Annotated in this window: 13 protein-coding genes; 11 read left to right on the top strand and 2 right to left on the bottom strand. The window is 72.0% G+C overall.

Annotated elements, in window-relative coordinates:
• Both E1293_RS19995 and era read left to right on the top strand, forming a co-directional pair.
• The coding region (locus E1293_RS19995) for an ATP-binding protein (RefSeq protein WP_132198955.1) at positions 1-3,176 on the top strand (3,176 nt) is incomplete at its 5' end.
• Between the two features lie 117 nt (positions 3,177-3,293).
• On the top strand, positions 3,294-4,217 hold the full coding sequence (gene era, locus E1293_RS19990) for a GTPase Era (RefSeq protein ID WP_132198954.1): 924 nt from the start codon (positions 3,294-3,296) through the stop codon (positions 4,215-4,217).
• Here the strand turns inward: era and E1293_RS19985 are convergent.
• Positions 4,208-5,017, bottom strand: coding sequence for a hypothetical protein (locus E1293_RS19985; RefSeq protein WP_132198953.1), 810 nt, complete (start codon positions 5,015-5,017; stop codon positions 4,208-4,210). The genes era and E1293_RS19985 overlap by 10 nt on opposite strands.
• Positions 5,018-5,118: 101 nt before the next feature.
• On the opposite strand from E1293_RS19985, the gene E1293_RS19980 reads away from it, so the two are divergent.
• The 9 genes from E1293_RS19980 to E1293_RS19940 all read left to right on the top strand — a co-directional run bounded on the left by E1293_RS19980 (position 5,119) and on the right by E1293_RS19940 (position 18,203).
• A complete protein-coding gene (locus E1293_RS19980; RefSeq protein ID WP_132198952.1) occupies positions 5,119-5,730 on the top strand; it encodes a hypothetical protein in 612 nt (203 codons plus the stop codon).
• A 1-nt stretch (position 5,731) separates the two neighbouring features.
• Positions 5,732-6,508 carry a dimethylargininase gene (gene ddaH, locus E1293_RS19975; RefSeq protein ID WP_132198951.1) on the top strand — a complete coding sequence of 259 codons (777 nt, stop codon included), beginning with the start codon at positions 5,732-5,734 and terminating at the stop codon, positions 6,506-6,508.
• Between the two features lie 247 nt (positions 6,509-6,755).
• Positions 6,756-8,468 carry a 2-isopropylmalate synthase gene (leuA, locus tag E1293_RS19970; protein ID WP_132198950.1) on the top strand — a complete coding sequence of 571 codons (1,713 nt, stop codon included), beginning with the start codon at positions 6,756-6,758 and terminating at the stop codon, positions 8,466-8,468.
• A 34-nt stretch (positions 8,469-8,502) separates the two neighbouring features.
• A complete protein-coding gene (locus E1293_RS19965) occupies positions 8,503-9,513 on the top strand; it encodes a LacI family DNA-binding transcriptional regulator (protein ID WP_132198949.1) in 1,011 nt (336 codons plus the stop codon).
• A gap of 190 nt (positions 9,514-9,703) precedes the next feature.
• Positions 9,704-11,068 (top strand): ABC transporter substrate-binding protein, encoded by a 1,365-nt coding sequence (locus E1293_RS19960; RefSeq protein WP_132198948.1) that lies wholly within the window; start codon positions 9,704-9,706, stop codon positions 11,066-11,068.
• A 67-nt stretch (positions 11,069-11,135) separates the two neighbouring features.
• The gene (locus E1293_RS19955; protein ID WP_132198947.1) at positions 11,136-12,077 is read left to right on the top strand and encodes a carbohydrate ABC transporter permease; all 942 of its coding nucleotides are present in this window, start codon (positions 11,136-11,138) and stop codon (positions 12,075-12,077) included.
• 4 nt (positions 12,078-12,081) lie between these two features.
• Positions 12,082-12,960 (top strand): carbohydrate ABC transporter permease, encoded by an 879-nt coding sequence (locus E1293_RS19950; RefSeq protein WP_132198946.1) that lies wholly within the window; start codon positions 12,082-12,084, stop codon positions 12,958-12,960.
• Between the two features lie 50 nt (positions 12,961-13,010).
• Positions 13,011-14,558 (top strand): glycoside hydrolase family 13 protein, encoded by a 1,548-nt coding sequence (locus E1293_RS19945; RefSeq protein ID WP_132198945.1) that lies wholly within the window; start codon positions 13,011-13,013, stop codon positions 14,556-14,558.
• 75 nt (positions 14,559-14,633) lie between these two features.
• Positions 14,634-18,203, top strand: a complete 3,570-nt coding sequence (locus E1293_RS19940) for a discoidin domain-containing protein (protein ID WP_132198944.1) — start codon at positions 14,634-14,636, stop codon at positions 18,201-18,203.
• A 57-nt stretch (positions 18,204-18,260) separates the two neighbouring features.
• Here E1293_RS19940 and E1293_RS19935 read toward each other — a convergent pair whose 3' ends face one another.
• Positions 18,261-18,515 carry a protealysin inhibitor emfourin gene (locus tag E1293_RS19935; RefSeq protein ID WP_132198943.1) on the bottom strand — a complete coding sequence of 85 codons (255 nt, stop codon included), beginning with the start codon at positions 18,513-18,515 and terminating at the stop codon, positions 18,261-18,263.
• Positions 18,516-18,517 lie beyond the last annotated feature (2 nt).

Raw genomic sequence — 18,517 nt, 5'->3', positions numbered from 1 at the left:
TGTCCCACCTGCGGCGCGCGCTCGAACCCGGCCGCCCGCCCCGCACGCCCGCGCGGGTCCTCGTCACCGAGCCGCCGGGGTACGCGCTCCGGCTGCCGGACGACGGCGTTGACGCCTGGCGGTTCGACGCGCTGATCGACGAGTCCGCCGCGCTGCTCGACGGCGACGCGGCGGAGGCCCGCCGCCGCGCGGAGGCGGCGCTCGCCGAATGGCGCGGGCCCGCCTACGCCGAGTTCGCCGATCTGCCGTGGGCCGCCGCCGAGGCCGCCCGGCTGGACGAGCGGCGCCGCCTCGCCGTCGAGCGCCGCGCCGGCGCGATGCTGCGGCTCGGAGCCGCCGCCGAGGCCGTCCCCGACCTGGACGCGCACGCCGCCGGCAATCCGCTGCGCGAGGAGGCGTGGCGGCTCCTGGCCCTCGCCCTCTACCGGACCGGGCGGCAGGGCGACGCCCTCGCGGCCCTGCGCCGCGCCCGCGCGGTCTTGACCGAGGAGCTCGGCGTCGATCCCGGCCCGGCGCTCCGGCGGCTAGAGTCCGGCATCCTCGCCCAGGCGCCCGAGCTGGGGGAGCCTGAACCGGCCCGCGCCCGTCCCGTCCTGCGGCTGGCGCCCGAAGCCGCCGAAGGGCCCGCCTTCGTCGGCCGTGTCCAGGAGCTGGCCCGGCTGGAGGGCGCCGCACGCGGCGCGGCGGCGGGCCGGGGCGGTGTCGTCATCGTCGGCGGCGACGCGGGCATGGGCAAGACCGCGCTCGCCGAACGCTTCGCCCGCGACCTCGCCGGACGGGGCTGGACGTGCGCGTGGGGCCGCGCCCCGGAAACCGGGGGAGCGCCCGCCGCCTGGCCTTGGGCCGAGCTGCTGCGTGAGCTGTCCGCCGCCGTCCCGCCCGCCGGCGACCTGGCCGCGCGGCTCGGGCCGCTGCTGGACGACGCCGTCACCGGCCCCGGCGGCACCGACGTCAGCACCGGGCGGTTCCGGCTCCACCTTGCCGTCGGCGACTACCTCGGCGCGATGGCGGAGACCGCGCCGCTCCTGCTCGTCCTGGACGATCTGCACTGGGCCGACGAGGAGACGCTCGCCCTGCTGGTCCGGCTCGCCGGGCGGCTGCGGGACCGTCCCGTCCTGCTGGTGACGACGTTCCGGCAGACCGAGGTACCCGACGGCCTCGCCGCCGCGCTGGCCGCCCTCGCCAGGCACGAGCCCGAGCGGATCGAGCTGGGCGGGCTGTCGGCGGCCGAGGTCGCCGCGCTCGTCCGCGGCACCGGCGCCACCGGCTTCGGCGACGCGGAACTGGCCGCCATCGCCGAGCGGACCGGCGGCAACCCGTTCTTCACCCGGGAGACCGCCCGGCTGCTCGACGCCGAGGGGCTGCCCGCCGCCACCCACCGGGTCCCGGCCGGCGTCGGCGACGTGCTGCGCCGCCGCATCGCGCGGCTGCCGGGACCGGTCCAGACCGTCCTGCGGGACGCCGCCGTCATCGGCCGGAACGCCGACCTGCGCGTCCTGTCCGACCTCGCCGGGGACGAGGACACCGTGATCGACGCCGTGGAGGCGGGCATGGCCGTGGGCCTGGTCGCCGAGCCCGCGCCCGGCCGGATGCGGTTCGCGCACGACCTCGTCCGCGACACCCTCTACACGGGCCTGTCGCGCGCCCGCCGCACCCGCGTGCACGGCCGCGTCGCCGCCGCGCTCGAACGGCACGCACCGGGCGAGGCCGCCGCGATCGCGCACCACTACCTCGAAGCGGGCACGGACCCGGCCAAGGCCGTCCGGTACGCGCGCCGCGCCGCCGAGGCAGCCGAGGCCCGCTACGCGCACGGCGTGGCGGCCGACCTGTGGGTCCGGGTCGTGGAGGTGCTGCGCGCGCAGGGCCCCGGGGCGACCCGCGACCGGCTGGAGGCCGAGGCCGCCGCGATCCGGGCGAGCGCGCTGTCCGGGCAGGTCGTCGACGCCCGGGACCGGCGCCTCGCCGCCATCGCCGACGCCCGCGCGTTCGGCGACGTCCGGCCGCTCGCCCGGATCATCGCCGCCTTCGACGTCCCCACCCTCTGGACGAGCCGCGAGTACGGCAGCCTCGACCACGCCGTGGTGGACGCGACCGACGAGGCGCTCGCCCGGCTCCCGGCCGACGAGCCGGAACTGCGCGTCCGGCTGCTGACCACGCTGGCGATGGAGCTGGAGGGCGAGCAGCACGACCGGGGCGTCCGGGCGTCCGGGGAGGCGCTGCGCACGGCCCGCGCCCTCGGCGACCCCGAACTGGTCGCCGGCGCGCTCAACGCCGCCTACATCAACAACTACCGGACCGTCGAGGGGCTAGCCGAGCGGCACCGCATCGCCTCCGAACTGCTCGACCTCGCCGCCGAGCACGACCTCGGCACCTACCGCGTCCTCGCGCACCTGCAGCTGCAGCAGGCGAACGTCGCCATGCTCGACCTGCCCGCCGCGGAGCGGCACCTCGCGGAGGGACGGCGGATCGCCGACCAGTACGGGCTGCCGCTGCTCGCCACGATCGCGGACTGGCACGCCGCCCTGGTGCGCGCCTTCGCCGCCCTGCCCGACGCGGCCGAACGCGGGTTCGCCGAGGTCGGCGCATCCATCGGCCGGACCCGGATCTGGTTCAGCGAGCGCGGCATGGTGCTCCTCGGCCCGTTCTGCCTGCGGCTCGTCCAGGGGCGCGCCGGGGAGATGGTGGACGAGGCCGCCTGGCTGCACGAGCAGTGGGGCCACGTCGCCGCCACCGCGGACATCCACGCCCTCGCGCTGGCCGCGGCCGGCCGCACCGCCGAGGCCCGCCGGGCCGTCGCCGGCGCCGGGCCCGTGCGGCTCGACTACTTCTTCGACCTCACCATGCCGGTCCGCGGCCTGCGCGCCATCGCCCTCGGCGACCGCGCCCTGGCCGACGAGGCCTACACGGCGCTGCTGCCTTACGAGGGCCACTTCACCGGCGGCTCCACCGCCGTCGCCACCGTCGGCCCGGTCGCCCACATCCTCGGTGACCTCGCACGCTTCCTGGACCGCCCCTCCGACGTCGCCGCCGCCCACTACCGCAAGGCCGCCGACGTCGCCGCCCGATTGAGCGCCCCCTTCTGGGCCGAGAAGGCCGCGCTCGCCCTGGGCGGCGACCCCCTGGAACCCACGTCACGGGACGGAAGGCCGTTTCCCGACTCGCTCCGCGCCTCGTGAGACCGCCTCCCGTCCCGGCGGATCGTGCGGCCTCCGGGCGGCAGGGCGCTCTCCGTCCGCCCGGCCCGTGACCGGCGGGCGAGCGCAGCGGGTCACGGGGTAGGCGACAATTGGGGGGTGACGAGTTCAGGAGACGGGGCGCCCGAGGGCCATCGATCGGGTTTTGCGTGTTTTGTCGGGCGGCCCAATGTGGGGAAGTCGACGCTGATGAACGCCTTGGTGGGGACCAAGGTGGCGATCACCAGCAGCCGTCCGCAGACGACGCGGCGGGCCATCCGGGGGATCGTGCACCGGCCGGACGCGCAGCTTGTCGTCGTCGACACCCCCGGCCTGCACAAGCCGCGGACGCTGCTCGGCGAGCGGCTCGACAGCCTCGTCCGGTCGACGCTGACCGAGGTGGACGTGATCGGGTTCTGCGTACCGGCGGACCAGCCGGTCGGGCCCGGCGACAAGTACATCGCCAGGGAGCTGGCGGGGGTGAAGAAGACGCCCGTGGTCGGGATCGTCACCAAGACCGACCTCGTCGCGCCCGCGCAGGTCGCCGAGCAGCTCCTGGCGGTCGGGGAGCTGGGCGAGTTCGCCGACATCGTGCCGTGCTCCGCCGAGAACGGCTTCCAGGTCGGCCTGGTGGGCGACCTGCTGATCTCCCGGCTGCCCGAGGGGATGCCGCTCTACCCGGAGGGCGACCTCACCGACGAGCCCGAGCAGGTCCTGGTCGGCGAGCTGATCCGGGAGGCGGCGCTGGAGGGCGTCCGCGACGAGCTGCCCCACTCGATCGCCGTGGCGGTGGACGAGATGGCGCCGCGCGAGGGCCGCGACGACCTCGTCGACATCTACGCGCACCTGTTCGTCGAGCGCTCCAGCCAGAAGGGCATCATCATCGGGCACAAGGGCTCGCGGCTCCGGGAGGTCGGCGCGGCGGCGCGGCGCCAGATCGAGGCGCTGCTCGGCACGAAGGTGTTCCTCGACCTGCGCGTCAGCGTCCTGAAGGACTGGCAGCGCGACCCCAAGCAGCTGCGCCGGCTCGGTTTCTACGACTGACCGGCGTCCGGAGCGGAGGACGACGGTCGGTCGTGCTCCTGCTGGGGGGTCGTCCCCCCAGAAAGACGCTGATCCTTTCCGGGTTCCTCCTGGTCCTGGCGGCCCCATGCCTGGTCTTCGGAGGGCCAGGCGGCGTACTCGCCGGACGAGTACTGCCGTTCCGCGTACTGCGGGTCCGCATGCGGATACTGTGAGTAGTCCTGTTCCGGCTGCCGCTGCGACTTCGCCACCCGCTCGCCGATCGGGCGGGCCAGGCTGAAGCCGACCACGAACAGGGACGTGACGACGGCCAGGTACCAGCCGTAGCGGACGGTGATCTGGTATCCCAGGTCGAGGCCGGTCTCGGGCAGGTCGTCGCGGACATGGCCGAGCCGCAGCACGAAGATCCCGCAGACGAGCAGGGCGAGCATGCCGGGGATCGCGGCGAGCGCGCCGATCCGCGCGTCCCGGTCGATCAGGTCCCAGGCGGCCAGCGCGATCGCGACGACCGCGAGGACCGGCACGGCGAGCACCATGTCGTCGGCGTCGATGCCCGCCACGCTGCCGAGGTCGCGGCTCAGCGAGCGGCCGAACAGGTCGACGACGACCTGGGCGCGCGCCCACGGCAGGAACGCCGACACCAGCAGCGCCGACGCGGCGGCGATCACGGCGGCGATCCAGGCGGTGCCGCGGCGCGGCGGGTCCGCCGCGGGGGCGGGCCCGGCCGGGTCGGCGTACTGCGGCGGATAGCCGTCCACGGGCGGCAGGAAGGACGGGCGCGACCGCGCGCGGCCCGCGTCGGAACCCAGGTCACCGGTCATGAACCCAGCGTAAACGCACGAACGGCATTGTCCGGGACGGCCACGTCGGCGGTCATCGATCGGTAGTTTGGAACGAAGTCCGTTATGGGAGGAGAGCCCCGGTGTTGCTCGTTTTCGGCCTGACGGCGGTGTTCCGTACGGTCAGCGAGGGGACGTTCCACTGCCCGCAGTGCGGGGGCGACCGCGCTTACCGGAGGCGTGCCGGGCGCCGCTGGCTCTCGGTGTTCTTCGTCCCGATGGTGCCGCTGTGGCGGCTCGGGCACGCCGTGGTGTGCCGGACGTGCCGGGGCCGCTTCCCGGTCTCGGCGCTGCGGACGCCGACCGCGCAGCAGATGGCCGAGGCGCTGGCCGCCGGGATGCGGGCGGCGGCGGCCCTGGTGCTGCGCGCCGGCGACCCCGCCGACGCCGCGGCCCGCGCCCGCGCGATCACGACGGTGACCGGGTACGGCGAGCCGGACTACGACGGCGCCGCCGTGAACGCCGACCTCGGGCTGCGCCGGACGTTCCTGGAGCGCGAGGTCGCCGAGGCCGGGGGCCAGCTCGCGGTGGAGGCCAAGGAGTGGTTCCTCGCGCAGGCCGTCCGGATCGGGCTGGCGGACGGCCCGCTCGGCGACGGGGAGCGGCTCGCCCTGCACGGCATCGCGGACCTGCTCGGCATGTCCCGCGCCTACGCGCTGGGTGTGATCGTGACCACCGAGGGGGCGGCACGCTGACATGACCTGCGCCGACGGCCTGAACACCGCCGGACGGGCCCTGGTCCGGCCGCCGGGCCCGCGCCTGACCGAGGCGATCGTCACGCACGCGGCCCGCCGCCCGGTGGACGCCGCGCTCGCGGGCCGCCAGCACGCGGCGTACGTCGCGGCGCTGCGGTCGGCCGGCTGGCGGGTCGGCGCCGTCGCGCCCGCCGACGACCTGCCCGACGCCGTGTTCATCGAGGACGCGCTGATCGTCTGCGGCGACCTGGCGATCCTCGGCCGGTCCGGGGCGGCGGGCCGCCGCGACGAGGTCGCGGGCGCCGAGCAGGCGGCGCGCGAGCTCGGCCTGCGGATCGAGCGGATCAAGGAGCCCGGCACCCTGGACGGCGGCGACGTGCTGGACGTCGGCGACACCGTCTACGTGGGGCGCGGCGCCCGCACCAACGAGGAGGGCATCTGCCAGCTCGCGCATCTGCTGGGCGGGCGGAAGGTCGTCCCGGTGGACATCAGCGGCTGCCTGCACCTGAAGTCGGCGATGACCGCGCTGCCGGACGGCGGGCTGATCGGCGTCCCGGAGATGGTGGACACGTCGGTGCTGCCGTGCCTGCGGGTCGTCCGGGAGCCGGAGGGCGCGCACGTGGTGGTGCTCGGGCCCGACCACGTGCTGATGTCGGCGTCCGCGCCGCGCACGGCGGCGCAGCTCGCGGCGGACGGGCTGCGCGTCACGAGCGTCGACATCGGCGAGTTCGAGGCCCTCGACGGCTGTGTGACCTGCCTCTCCGTGCTCGTCCCCTGAGCGGCGCATGGAATGGGCCGCGGGCGGGGCGGCGTTCAGGAGTGAGACGGGGGGAGGAGCCGGTTGTCTCAGCATCCGGACGTCGGTTTCCGTAACGCGGATGCCATCTGTTAACTTGGCGAACGTGTTGCGTGAGCTGCTCCTCCTTAGCGGCCGCAGCGGGGGCCTGTAGACCAGGTCGGCTCCCTCGCTGCGGGTCTTTGACATGGACGTCGGCCGCGAGGTTCGAGCAGAGAGATCCCAACGGATGTATCCGCAACAGCAGTCTTCCGGTATGCCCTTCCAGCGCTACCGCCCCTTCGAGCCGGTCAGGCTCACCGACCGGACGTGGCCGGACCAGGTCATCACCGAGGCCCCGCGCTGGTGCGCCGTCGACCTGCGGGACGGCAACCAGGCGCTGATCGACCCGATGGACGCGCACCGCAAGCTCAAGATGTTCGAGCTGCTGGTACGCATGGGCTACAAGGAGATCGAGGTCGGCTTCCCGGCGGCCAGCCAGACCGACTACGACTTCGTCCGGCAGATCATCGAGGAGGACCGGGTCCCCGATGACGTGGTGATCCAGGTGCTGACGCAGGCCCGCCCCGAGCTGATCGAGCGGACCTTCGAGTCGGTGCGCGGCGCCAAGCAGGCGATCGTCCACCTGTACAACTCGACGAGCACGCTGCAGCGCCGCGTCGTGTTCGGGCAGGACCGCGACGGCATCACCGCGATCGCCGTCGAGGGCGCCAAGCTGTGCGCCAAGCTCGCCGAGGACATGGGCGACACCGAGATCTACTTCCAGTACTCGCCGGAGTCGTTCACCGGCACCGAGCTGGAGTACGCCGCCGAGGTCTGCAACGCGGTCAACGACGTGTGGAAGCCGACGCCGGACAGGAAGGTCATCGTCAACCTGCCGGCGACGGTCGAGATGGCGACCCCGAACGTGTACGCCGACCAGATCGAGTGGATGAACCGGAACCTGAACCGCCGCGACTCCGTCATCCTGTCGCTGCACCCGCACAACGACCGCGGCACGGCCGTCGCCGCCGCCGAGCTGGGCTACATGGCGGGCGCCGACCGCATCGAGGGCTGCCTGTTCGGCAACGGCGAGCGCACCGGCAACGTCTGCCTGGTGACCCTGGGCCTGAACCTGTTCACCCAGGGCGTCGACCCGCAGATCGACTTCTCCGGCATCGACGAGATCCGCCGGACGGTCGAGTACTGCAACCAGCTGCCCGTCCACGAGCGGCACCCCTACGGCGGCGACCTGGTCTACACCGCGTTCTCCGGCTCCCACCAGGACGCCATCAACAAGGGCTTCGACCACCTGCGCCGGGACGCCGAGGCCGCCGGGGTGCCGGTGGAGCAGTACCGCTGGGAGGTCCCGTACCTGCCGATCGACCCGCACGACGTCGGCCGGACGTACGAGGCCGTGATCCGGGTCAACAGCCAGTCCGGCAAGGGCGGCGTGGCCTACATCATGAAGACCGAGCACGCGCTGGAGCTGCCGCGCCGGCTGCAGATCGAGTTCTCCCGCGTCGTGCAGGAGCACACCGACAGCGACGGCGGCGAGGTCACCGCCGAGCGCATGTGGGAGATCTTCGAGTCCGAGTTCCTCGCCAACGGGCCGCGCGCCGGGCTGCTGGCGCACCGGACGACGTCCCGGGTGGACGAGAAGGACGCGCTCAGCTGCGACGTCCGGGTGGACGGCGAGATCCGCGAGATCGAGGGCGTCGGCAACGGGCCGGTGTCGGCGTTCGAGGACGCCCTCGCCACGATCGGGGTCGACGTGCGGGTGCTGGACTACGCCGAGCACGCGATGAGCGCGGGCGGCGACGCGCGCGCCGCGGCCTACGTCGAGTGCGACGTGAACGGCACGACGGTGTGGGGCGCCGGCATCGACGGCAACATCGTCACCGCGTCCCTCAAGGCGATGCTGTCCGCGGTCAACCGGGTCGCCCGGACGCAAGGAACGTAAACGGCTTGCGCGGCCTCGTCGTATAGTTGCGGGCATGACACGTCGACTGGCCGAGGTCGCCAAGAAGGTCGGGGTCAGCGAGGCCACCGTCAGCCGGGTCCTGAACGACAAGCCCGGCGTGTCGGAGGCGACCCGCGCGGCCGTCCTCACCGCCCTCGACGTGCTCGGCTACGAGCGCCCCACCCAGCTGCGGGGCGAGCGGGCCCGGCTGGTCGGCCTCGTGCTGCCCGAGCTCGGCAACCCGATCTTCCCCGCGCTGGCCGAGGTCGTCGGCGGCGCCCTCGCCCAGCGCGGGTTCACGCCGGTGCTGTGCACGCTCACCCCGGGCGGTCTGTCGGAGGCCGACTACGTCGAGATGCTCCTGCAGCAGCAGGCGTCAGGGGTGGTCTTCGCCGGCGGCCTGTACGCCGAGGCCGATGCCCCGCACGACCACTACCACCGGCTGCTCGACGTGCGGCTGCCCGTCGTCCTGGTCAACGCGGCCGCCGAGAAGCTCAGCTTCCCGCAGGTCTCGACCGACGACGCGGTCGCCGCCGAGCAGGCGTTCGCGCATCTGCTGTCCCTCGGGCACGAGCGGATCGGCGTGGTCCTCGGCCCCGAGGACCACGTGTGCTCCAACCGCAAGCTCGCCGCCGTCCGCGCCGCCGCCGAGCGCGCGGGCATCGACCTCCCGCCCGCCTGGGTCAGGCGCAGCATGTTCTCGCTGGAGGGCGGGCAGGCGGTCACCGGGCGGCTCATCCGCGACGGCGTCACCGGCATCATCTGCGCCAGCGACCCCCTCGCTCTCGGCGTCATCCGCGCGGTGCGGCGGCTCGGGAAGTCGGTGCCGGACGACGTTTCGGTCGTCGGCTATGACGACTCCGCGTTCATGAATTGCGTGAACCCGCCGCTCACCACCGTCCGGCAGCCGATCGAGGCGATCGGGCGCGCGGCGGTCACGCTGCTCGTCAACCAGGTGGAGGGCGCCTCGGTGACCGCCGAGGAACTGCTGTACGAGCCGGAGCTGGTCGTCCGGGCGTCGACCGCGCCCGTCCGCGCCGCCTGACCGACCCACTTTCAGCCCGTCCGAAAGCCGTCCTCACGCAGGGCGGCTTTCGTCGTTCCGACCTCCGCTTACGCGCAGGAGTGCCGCTCTTGTCAGTTTCTTGCGTATGTTCATTCATCTATTGCATTGTGATGTTGGTCTCTGTATGTTCCTCGCAATTGGCCGACCCGACGGCCCAGGAGGAACCCCCATGAGATCCCGGATTCTCGCCACCCTGCTCACCGTGGCGCTCGGCGCGACCGCCGCCGCGTGCGGCGGGGACGGCTCCGACGGCAAGGACGGCGCGCCCCTGGACGCCGGCACCAAGGTGTCGATCACGGTCGGCTGCATGCCGGCCAAGAGCCAGGAGGCGCAGCGCAAGGAGTGGAACGAGGACGTCGCCGCGTTCCAGAAGCTGCACCCCAACATCACCGTCGAGGGCAAGGACGCCTTCCCCTGCATCGACCCGCAGACGTTCCAGGCGAAGCTCGCGGGCGGCCAGATGGAGGACGTCTTCTACGTCTACTTCACCGACGTCAAGAACATCGTCGCGCACGGCCAGGCCGCCGACATCACCCCGTACCTCGGCCAGGTCAAGCAGAACGCGAACCTCGACCCGACCGTCGCGAAGGTCTTCGAGGACCGCGGCAAGACGTACGGGCTGCCGCGGCAGAACTACACGATGGGCCTGTTCTACAACCGGACCCTGTTCACGAAGGCCGGCCTCGACCCGGACGCGCCGCCCAAGACCTGGGCCGAGGTCCGCGACGCCGCCAAGAAGATCAGCGCCCTCGGCGACGGGACCGTCGGCTACGCCGAGCTGAGCGCGAAGAACCAGGGCGGCTGGCACTTCACCACGTCCCTCTACAGCCAGGGCGGCTCGATGGTGGGCCCGGACGGGAAGAAGTCGGCGTTCGACGGCCCGCAGGGCAAGGCCGTCCTGCAGAACCTCAAGGACATGCGCTGGACGGACGACTCGATGGGCAGCAAACAGCTCCTCGTCGACGCCGACATCCAGCGGATGATGGCGTCCGGCAAGCTCGGCATGTACCTCGGCGCCCCGGACAACGCGACCGCGCTCGTCGACCAGTTCAAGGGCGACTACGCGGACTACGGCATGGGCCCGATCCCCGGCGGGACGGGCACCCTGCTCGGCGGCGACGGCTACATGTTCAACCCCAAGGCGTCCCCGGAGAAGATCAAGGCCGGGCTGATGTGGCTCGACTTCTACGCCCTCACCCCGGGCCAGGGCCAGCTCAACTACGCGCGGGCCAAGACCGACGGCCGTCCCGTCGGCCTGCCGCAGCCGAAGCTGTTCGGGCAGAACGCGACCGGGCAGAAGGACCGCGAACTGCGCGCCGCGTCCGCGAACCTGCCGGTGCAGAACTTCAAGGCGTACGAGGACGCCTACACGAGCGTCCCCGGGAAGCTGGAGCCGCCGCAGGCCCAGCAGCTGTACGCGATCCTCGACTCGGTCGTCTCGGCGGTGCTGACCAGGCGCGACGCGAACATCGACCAGCTGCTCGCGGACGCGCGGAAGAAGGCCGACACGGCGCTCGCCCGCTCCGGAACCTGACGCCCGACACCGGGACGCCGGCGGTCACCCCGGCCGGCGTCCCGGGCCTCCCGAGGGGACCTCGACCATGACCACAGTGCGGACGCGTTCCCGTCCCGCCGCGCGCGGACATGCCGCGCCGCCGCGCACGCCCACGCGGAGGCGGCGGGCCGTGCGGCGCAACCTGACCGCCTACGGGTTCCTGTGCGGGGCGCTGATCTGCTTCGCGTTCTTCTCCTGGTACCCGATCGTCCGCGAGGTGCTGCTGAGCTTCCAGCAGACCAACTTCGTCGGGGACGCCACGTGGGTGGGCCTGGACAACTTCCGCACCGTGGTCGAGGACCCGGTGTTCGTGGACGCCTGGGTCAACACGGCGATCTTCACCGTGCTGGCGCTGGTGATCGGGTACGTCGTGCCGTTCGCCATCGCGATCGTCCTGAACGAGCTGAAGCACGCCCGCGGCTACCTGCGGTTCGTCGTGTACCTGCCGGTGATGCTGCCGCCGGCGGTCGCGGTCCTGCTGTTCAAGTGGTTCTACGATCCGGGGCCGGGCCTGTTCAACCAGATCCTCGGCTTCTTCCAGCTGCCGGGGCTGAGCTGGCTGGACTCGACCGACACGGCGCTGGTCTCGCTCGTCCTGGTGTCGACGTGGATGAACCTCGGCAGCGGCACCCTCATCTACCTGGCCGCGCTGCAGACGATCCCCGGCGAGCTGTACGAGGCGGCGGAGCTGGACGGCGCCGGGCTGTTCCGCCGGATCAGGCACATCACGATCCCGCAGACGAAGCTGATCCTGCTCGTGATGCTGCTCCTGCAGGTCATCGCGACGATGCAGGTGTTCATCGAGCCGTTCCTGCTCACCGGCGGAGGCCCCGAGGACGCCACCGTCACCGTCGCCTACCTGATGTACCAGTACGCGTTCAACTTCACGAACTTCGGCGGAGGGGGCGCGCTCGGATTCATGCTCATGCTCGTCCTGATGGTGTTCTCCGTCATCTACCTGCGCGTCTCGCGCGAGGAAGCGAGGTAGGACGATGTCGGAGACGCGGACCCTCGTCTCGCCGCACACCCTCGGCACCCGGCGCGGCAGGACCGTCTACTGGACGGTCTTCACCACCGTGTTCGTGACGTTCACGTTCGTGTTCGTCTTCCCGCTGTACTGGATGGTCACCGGCGCGATGAAGTCGCCGGACGAGCTGGCCGACATCCCCCCGAGCGTGTTCCCGCACAGCTTCGACCTGAGCGGATTCCGGGAGGCGTGGCGGCAGCTCGACCTCGGCAAGTACATGTGGAACACGACCCTCTACGCGTTCGGGGCGTGGCTGTTCACGCTCGGCGTGGACGTCACCGCCGCGTACGCGCTGTCGAAGCTGCGGCCGCTGCTCGGCCGGGCGATCCTCGGCATGATGCTGGCGACGCTGATGATCCCGCCGATGGTCATCCTGCTGCCCGCCTACCTGACGGTGAAGGACCTGCCGCTCCTGCACGTCAACCTGCTCAACACCCCGTGGGCGATCTGGCTGCCGGCCGCCGCGAACGGGTTCAACATCTTCCTGCTCAAGCGGTTCTTCGACTCGATCCCGACGGAGCTGCTGGACGCGGCCGAGGTGGACGGCGCGTCGCCCGCCCGCATCCTGTGGTCGATCGTGCTGCCGGTGTCGCGGCCGATCCTCGGCGTCGTGTCCATCTTCACGGTGGTGAACGTGTGGCGCGACTTCGTCTGGCCGCTGCTCGTGCTGCCCGACACCGACCGCAAGACGATCAGCGTCGCGATCTCGTCCCTGGCGGTGCAGGTGCCGCAGAACGTGCTGATCGGGTCGCTCGTGATCGCGAGCGTGCCCACCATCGTCGTCTTCTTCGTCTTCCAGCGGCACATCATGGCCGGTCTCACGGCGGGCGGCCTGAAGGGCTGACCCCCTTCGCCGGCTCCCCGTCCCTCGTTTCGCCCTAAGGAGTTGCTCGCATGCCCGAACAATGGTGGCGCGGCGCGGTGATCTACCAGGTCTACCCGCGCAGTTTCGCCGACGGAAACGGCGACGGCGCCGGCGACCTCGCCGGCCTGCGCGGCCGGCTGCCCTACCTCGCCGCCCTCGGCGTGGACGCGCTGTGGCTGAACCCGTGGTACCCGTCGCCGCTGGCGGACGGCGGCTACGACGTCGCCGACTACCGGGACGTCGCGGCCGTGTTCGGCACGCTCGCCGAGGCCGAGGCGCTGATCGGCGAGGCGCACGGCGCCGGGCTGCGGATCATCCTGGACGTGGTGCCGAACCACGCGTCCGACCAGGCGGCCTGGTTCCGGGACGCGGTCGCCGCCGGGCCCGGGTCGCCCGAGCGGGAGCGGTTCTGGTTCCGTCCGGGCAGGGACGGCGGGCCGCCCAACGACTGGCAGTCGATCTTCGGCGGGCCGGCGTGGAGCCCCGTCCCGGACGGCGAGTGGTACCTGCACCTGTTCGCGCCGGAGCAGCCCGACTGGAACTGGAACAGCCCGGACGTCGTCCACGAGTTCCACGACGTCCTGCGGTTCTGGTACGAGCGGGGCGTGGACGGGATCCGCATCGACTCGGCAGCGCTGCTGGTGAAGGACCCCGACGCCGAACCCGACGGCCTCGACCCGTTCACCGACCGGGACGGCGTCCACGAGATCTACCGGGGCTGGCGGAAGATCACCGACGCCTACCCGGAGCGGGTGCTCGTCGGCGAGGTGTGGCTGCCCGACCAGGAGCGCTTCGCCCGCTACCTGCGCCCGGACGAGATGCACACCGCGTTCAACTTCGACTTCCTCAACTGCGCGCTGGAACCCGCCGCGCTGCGCAAGGTGATCGACACGACCCTCGCCACCCACACGCCGCTGGGCGCCCCGCCCACCTGGGTGCTGTCGAACCACGACGTCGTCCGGCCCGTGACGCGCTACGGCCGCGCCGACACCTCGTTCGACCTCCAGGACCGGCGGCACGGCGCGCCGACCGACCGGGAGCTCGGCGTCCGGCGGGCGCGGGCGGCGGCGCTCCTCGCGATGGCGCTGCCCGGCGCCGTCTACATCTACCAGGGCGAGGAGCTCGGCCTCCCCGAGGTCGAGGACCTGCCGGACGACGCGCGCCAGGACCCGATCTGGGTGCGCTCCGGGCGCACCGACCCCGGCCGCGACGGCTGCCGCGTCCCGCTGCCGTGGTCCGGGGACGAGCCGCCGTTCGGGTTCGGCGACGGGGAGCCGTGGCTGCCGCAGCCGCCCGACTGGAAGGACCTCACCGTCGAGGCGCAGGACGCCGACCCCGGCTCCATGCTGAACCTCTACCGCGAGGCCCTCGCGCTCCGCCGCGACCACCTCGGAGACGGCTCGCTCACCTGGCTCCCCTCGGACGACGGCGTCCTGGCGTTCACCCGCGACTCCGGCCTGACCTGCGTGGTGAACCTCGGCGCCGAGCCCGTGCCAGTCACCGGAGAGGTCCTGCTTTCGAGCGGGCCTATGCAGGACGGTCAGCTGCCGCCTGACACGGCCGTCTGGTCGCGCTGACCCCGAAGGTTTCTGCCGCTCCTCCCAGGCAGGTGTCCCACCCCCGCATTCACCGAACAGGGAGCAGAACCAGCGATGAGACAGAAGTCCCTCCGCATCCTGCTGGCCGCGGCATTGGCCGCCGCCGGGCTCAACGGCCTGGCGGCGCCACCCGCGGCGGCGGCGGAAACGAACCTGGCCGCGAACAGAACCGTGTCCGCGAGCAGCTCCAACGGCCGGTACGCGGCGTCCAACGTCAACGACGGCGACCAGGGCACCTACTGGGAGAGCGCGAACAACGCGTTCCCGCAGTGGATCCAGGTCGACCTCGGCGCCTCGGTCGACACGAACAAGGTCGTCCTGAAGCTCCCGGCCGCGAACTGGGGCACCCGCACCCAGACGCTCTCCGTGCAGGGCAGCACGGACGGGACGACCTTCGGCGACCTCGCCGGCTCCGGCGGGCGCGTCTTCGACCCGGCCGAGCGCAACACGGTGACGGTGACGTACGCGTCCAAGCTCACCCGCTACCTGCGCGTCCGCATCACCGCCAACACCGGCTGGCCCGCCGGCCAGCTATCCGAACTGGAGATCTACGGGCCGGCCACCGGGGACCAGACGGCACCGGCCGCGCCGTCCGGGCTCGCGTTCAGCGAGCCGTCCGCCGGGAAGATCAAGCTGACCTGGAACGCCGCGTCCGACGCGGTGGGCGTGGCCGGGTACGACATCTACGCCAACGGTGAGAAGCGCGCGAGCGTCGCCGGCGACGTGCTCACCTACACCGACGGCCAGCCGGACACGGCGACCGTGTCGTACTACGTGCGGGCGCGGGACGCGGCGGGCAACGTCTCGCCCAACAGCAACGTCGTGACCAGGCAAGGCGAGGGCGGAGGGACGAACCTCGCCGCCGGGAAGCCCATCAAGGCGTCGTCGCACGTGTTCACGTTCGCCGACACCAACGCCAACGACAACGACGTGGCGACGTACTGGGAGTCCGGGTCGGGCGCCTATCCGGCAACGCTGACCGTGGACCTCGGCCCGAAGGCCGACCTCACGTTCGTCGTGGTGAAGCTGAACCCTGACTCTGCCTGGGCGACCCGCACCCAGACGATCGAGGTGCTCGGACGCAGCGACCCCAAGGGCTCGTTCACGACGATCAAGCCGTCCGCCACCTACACCTTCGATCCCGCGAGCGGGAACACCGCGACGATCCCGGTCGTCGCGACGGCGTCCGAGGTGCAGCTGAAGTTCACGTCCAACTCCGGGGCGCCCGGCGGCCAGGCCGCCGAGTTCCAGGTCATCGGCACCCCGGCACCGACCCCCGACCTGACGGTCACGGACGTCTCGTCGAGCCCGGCCTCGCCGGTCGAGACGGACGACGTCACGCTGCGCGCGACCGTGAAGAACATCGGGACCGCCGCGGCCGGCCCGAGCAGCCTCGACTTCCTGCTCGGCGACCGGAAGGCGGCGACCGTGCAGGTCGGCGAGCTGGCGGCGGGCGCGTCCACGACGGTGTCCGCGTCGATCGGGACGCACGACGCGGGCTCCTACGCGGTCGGCGCCAAGGCCGACGCGGGTGACGACCTCGTCGAACTGAACGAGACCAACAACGCCCGGAGCATCCAGCTCACCGTCGGGCAGGTGCCCAGCTCCGACCTGGTGGCGCAGGCCGTCACCTGGAGTCCCGGCAACCCGCAGGCGGGCGACACCGTGACCTTCTCGGCGACGCTCAAGAACAACGGCACCCAGGCGACCGCCGGCGGCGCCCACGGGATCACGCTCACGGTCCTGGACGGCGACGACACGGTGAAGACGCTGACCGGTTCCTACAACGGATCGCTCGCCCCGGGCGCGTCCACGACTCCGGTCAACCTCGGCACGTGGACGGCGGCGAACGGCCGGTTCACCGTGCGGACCGTCATCGCCGACGACGCCAACGAGGTGCCGGTCAAGCGCGAGAACAACACGTCCACGCAGGCCCTGTTCGTCGGACGCGGCGCGCACCTGCCGTTCGACATGTACGAGGCGGAGGACGGCGCCCTCGGCGGCGGCGCGGCCGTCGTCGGCCCCAACCGCAAGATCGGCGACCTGGCCGGAGAGGCGTCCGGCCGGCGCGCGGTCACCTTGAACTCGACCGGCAGCAGCGTCGAGTTCACCACCAAGGCGCCCACCAACACGCTCGTGACCCGGTACTCCATCCCGGACGCGGCCGGAGGCGGCGGGCTCGACTCGACGCTCAACGTCTACGTCGACGGGACGTTCCTCAAGGCCATCGACCTGACGTCCCGCTACACGTGGGTGTACGGAGCCGAAGCGAGCCCGAGCGACTCCCCGGGCGCCGGACCGCCTCGCCACATCTACGACGAGGCCGACCTGATGCTCGGCACGACGGTGGCGGCCGGCCACAAGATCAAGCTGCAGAAGGACGCCGCCAACGGCTCCACCTACGCCATCGACTTCGTCAACACCGAACTCGCCGCCGCCGCGCCGAACCCGGACCCGGCCAAGTACGCCGAGCCCGCCGGGTTCACCCACCAGGACGTCCAGAACGCCCTGGACAAGGTGCGCCAGGACTCAAGCCTGACCGGCGTCTACCTCCCGCCGGGCACCTACGACACCGCGCAGAAGTTCCAGGTCTACGGGAAGGCCGTCAAGGTCGTCGGGGCGGGCCCGTGGTTCACCCGGTTCCGGACGCCGCCGAACCAGCAGAACACCGACGCCGGATTCCGCACGGAGGCGTCCTCGAACGGCTCGACGTTCTCCGGATTCGGGTTCTTCGGGAACTACACGTCCCGCATCGACGGCCCGGGGAAGGTGTTCGACTTCTCGAACGTCGGCGACATGACGATCGACGACGTCTGGGTCGAGCATGTCGTCTGCCTTTTCTGGGGCACCAACGTCGACAATTCCACGATCAAGAACTCCCGCATCCGGGACACGTGGGCGGACGGCCTCAACTTCACCAACGGCAGCAGCGGCAACCACGTCGCGAACGTCGAGACCCGCACCACCGGGGACGACAGCTTCGCGCTGTTCCCCGCGATCGACAACCACAACGAGCAGGAGACCGGGAACGTCTTCGAGGACCTGACCTCGCTGCTGACCTGGCGGGCCGCCGGCCTGGCCGTCTACGGAGGAGGCGGCAACACCTTCCGCAACATCCACATCGCCGACACGCTCGTCTACTCGGGCATCACGATCGGGACGCTGCAGTTCGGCGGCATTCCGGCCCTCGGTTTCGAGTCGGATCCGCAGACGAAGTTCGAGAACATCTCCCTCGTCCGGGACGGAGGTCATTTCTGGGGCCAGCAGACCTTCCCGGCCCTCTGGCTGTTCTCCGGAGAATTCCCGTTCCGCGGCATCCGCATCAGCGACGTCGACATCGTCGACCCGACCTACTCCGGAATCATGTTCCAGACGAAGTACACGGGAGGGCAGCCGCTCAACCCGATCGCCGACACCGTCCTGACGGACGTCAGCATCTCCGGCGCCCGCAAGAGCGGTGACGAGTTCGACGCCAAGTCGGGCTTCGGAATCTGGGTCAACGAGATGCCCGAACCCGGCCAGGGCCCGGCCGTCGGCTCCGCCACCTTCAACGGCCTGGACCTGCACGACAACTACCAGGACGTCAAGAACACCACGACCACGTTCACGATCAACCGGGACTGAGCCGGGGGACCGGGGCCCGCGGGTGTTGGGAGGCACCCGCGGGCCCCGGTGTCGCCCCTACCGGGCGCGGCCCAGGACGTGGTGGACCAGCTCGCGGAGGGCGCCGTGGAGCTGGGCCTCGCCGACGGTGGTCCGGTCGCCGTCGATGTCGATCTCGTACAGGAACTGGTCGGGGATTCGGCCGGGCGGCGGAACGGATTTCAGATCGACGCGGCCCACGAGCCTCGACAGCATCGGGTCGCTGATGCTGTCGGCCTCGGCCCGCCGCTCGAGCCCCGCGAATCCTCCGCTGCGGACGACTGACACTCTCACTG

Source organism: Actinomadura darangshiensis (assembly GCF_004349235.1).
In the GTDB taxonomy this organism is placed as follows: Bacteria; Actinomycetota; Actinomycetes; order Streptosporangiales; family Streptosporangiaceae; genus Spirillospora; species Spirillospora darangshiensis.
The sequence above is the reverse complement of the archived record's forward strand: the minus strand, read 5'-3'. Positions and strand labels throughout refer to the sequence as shown.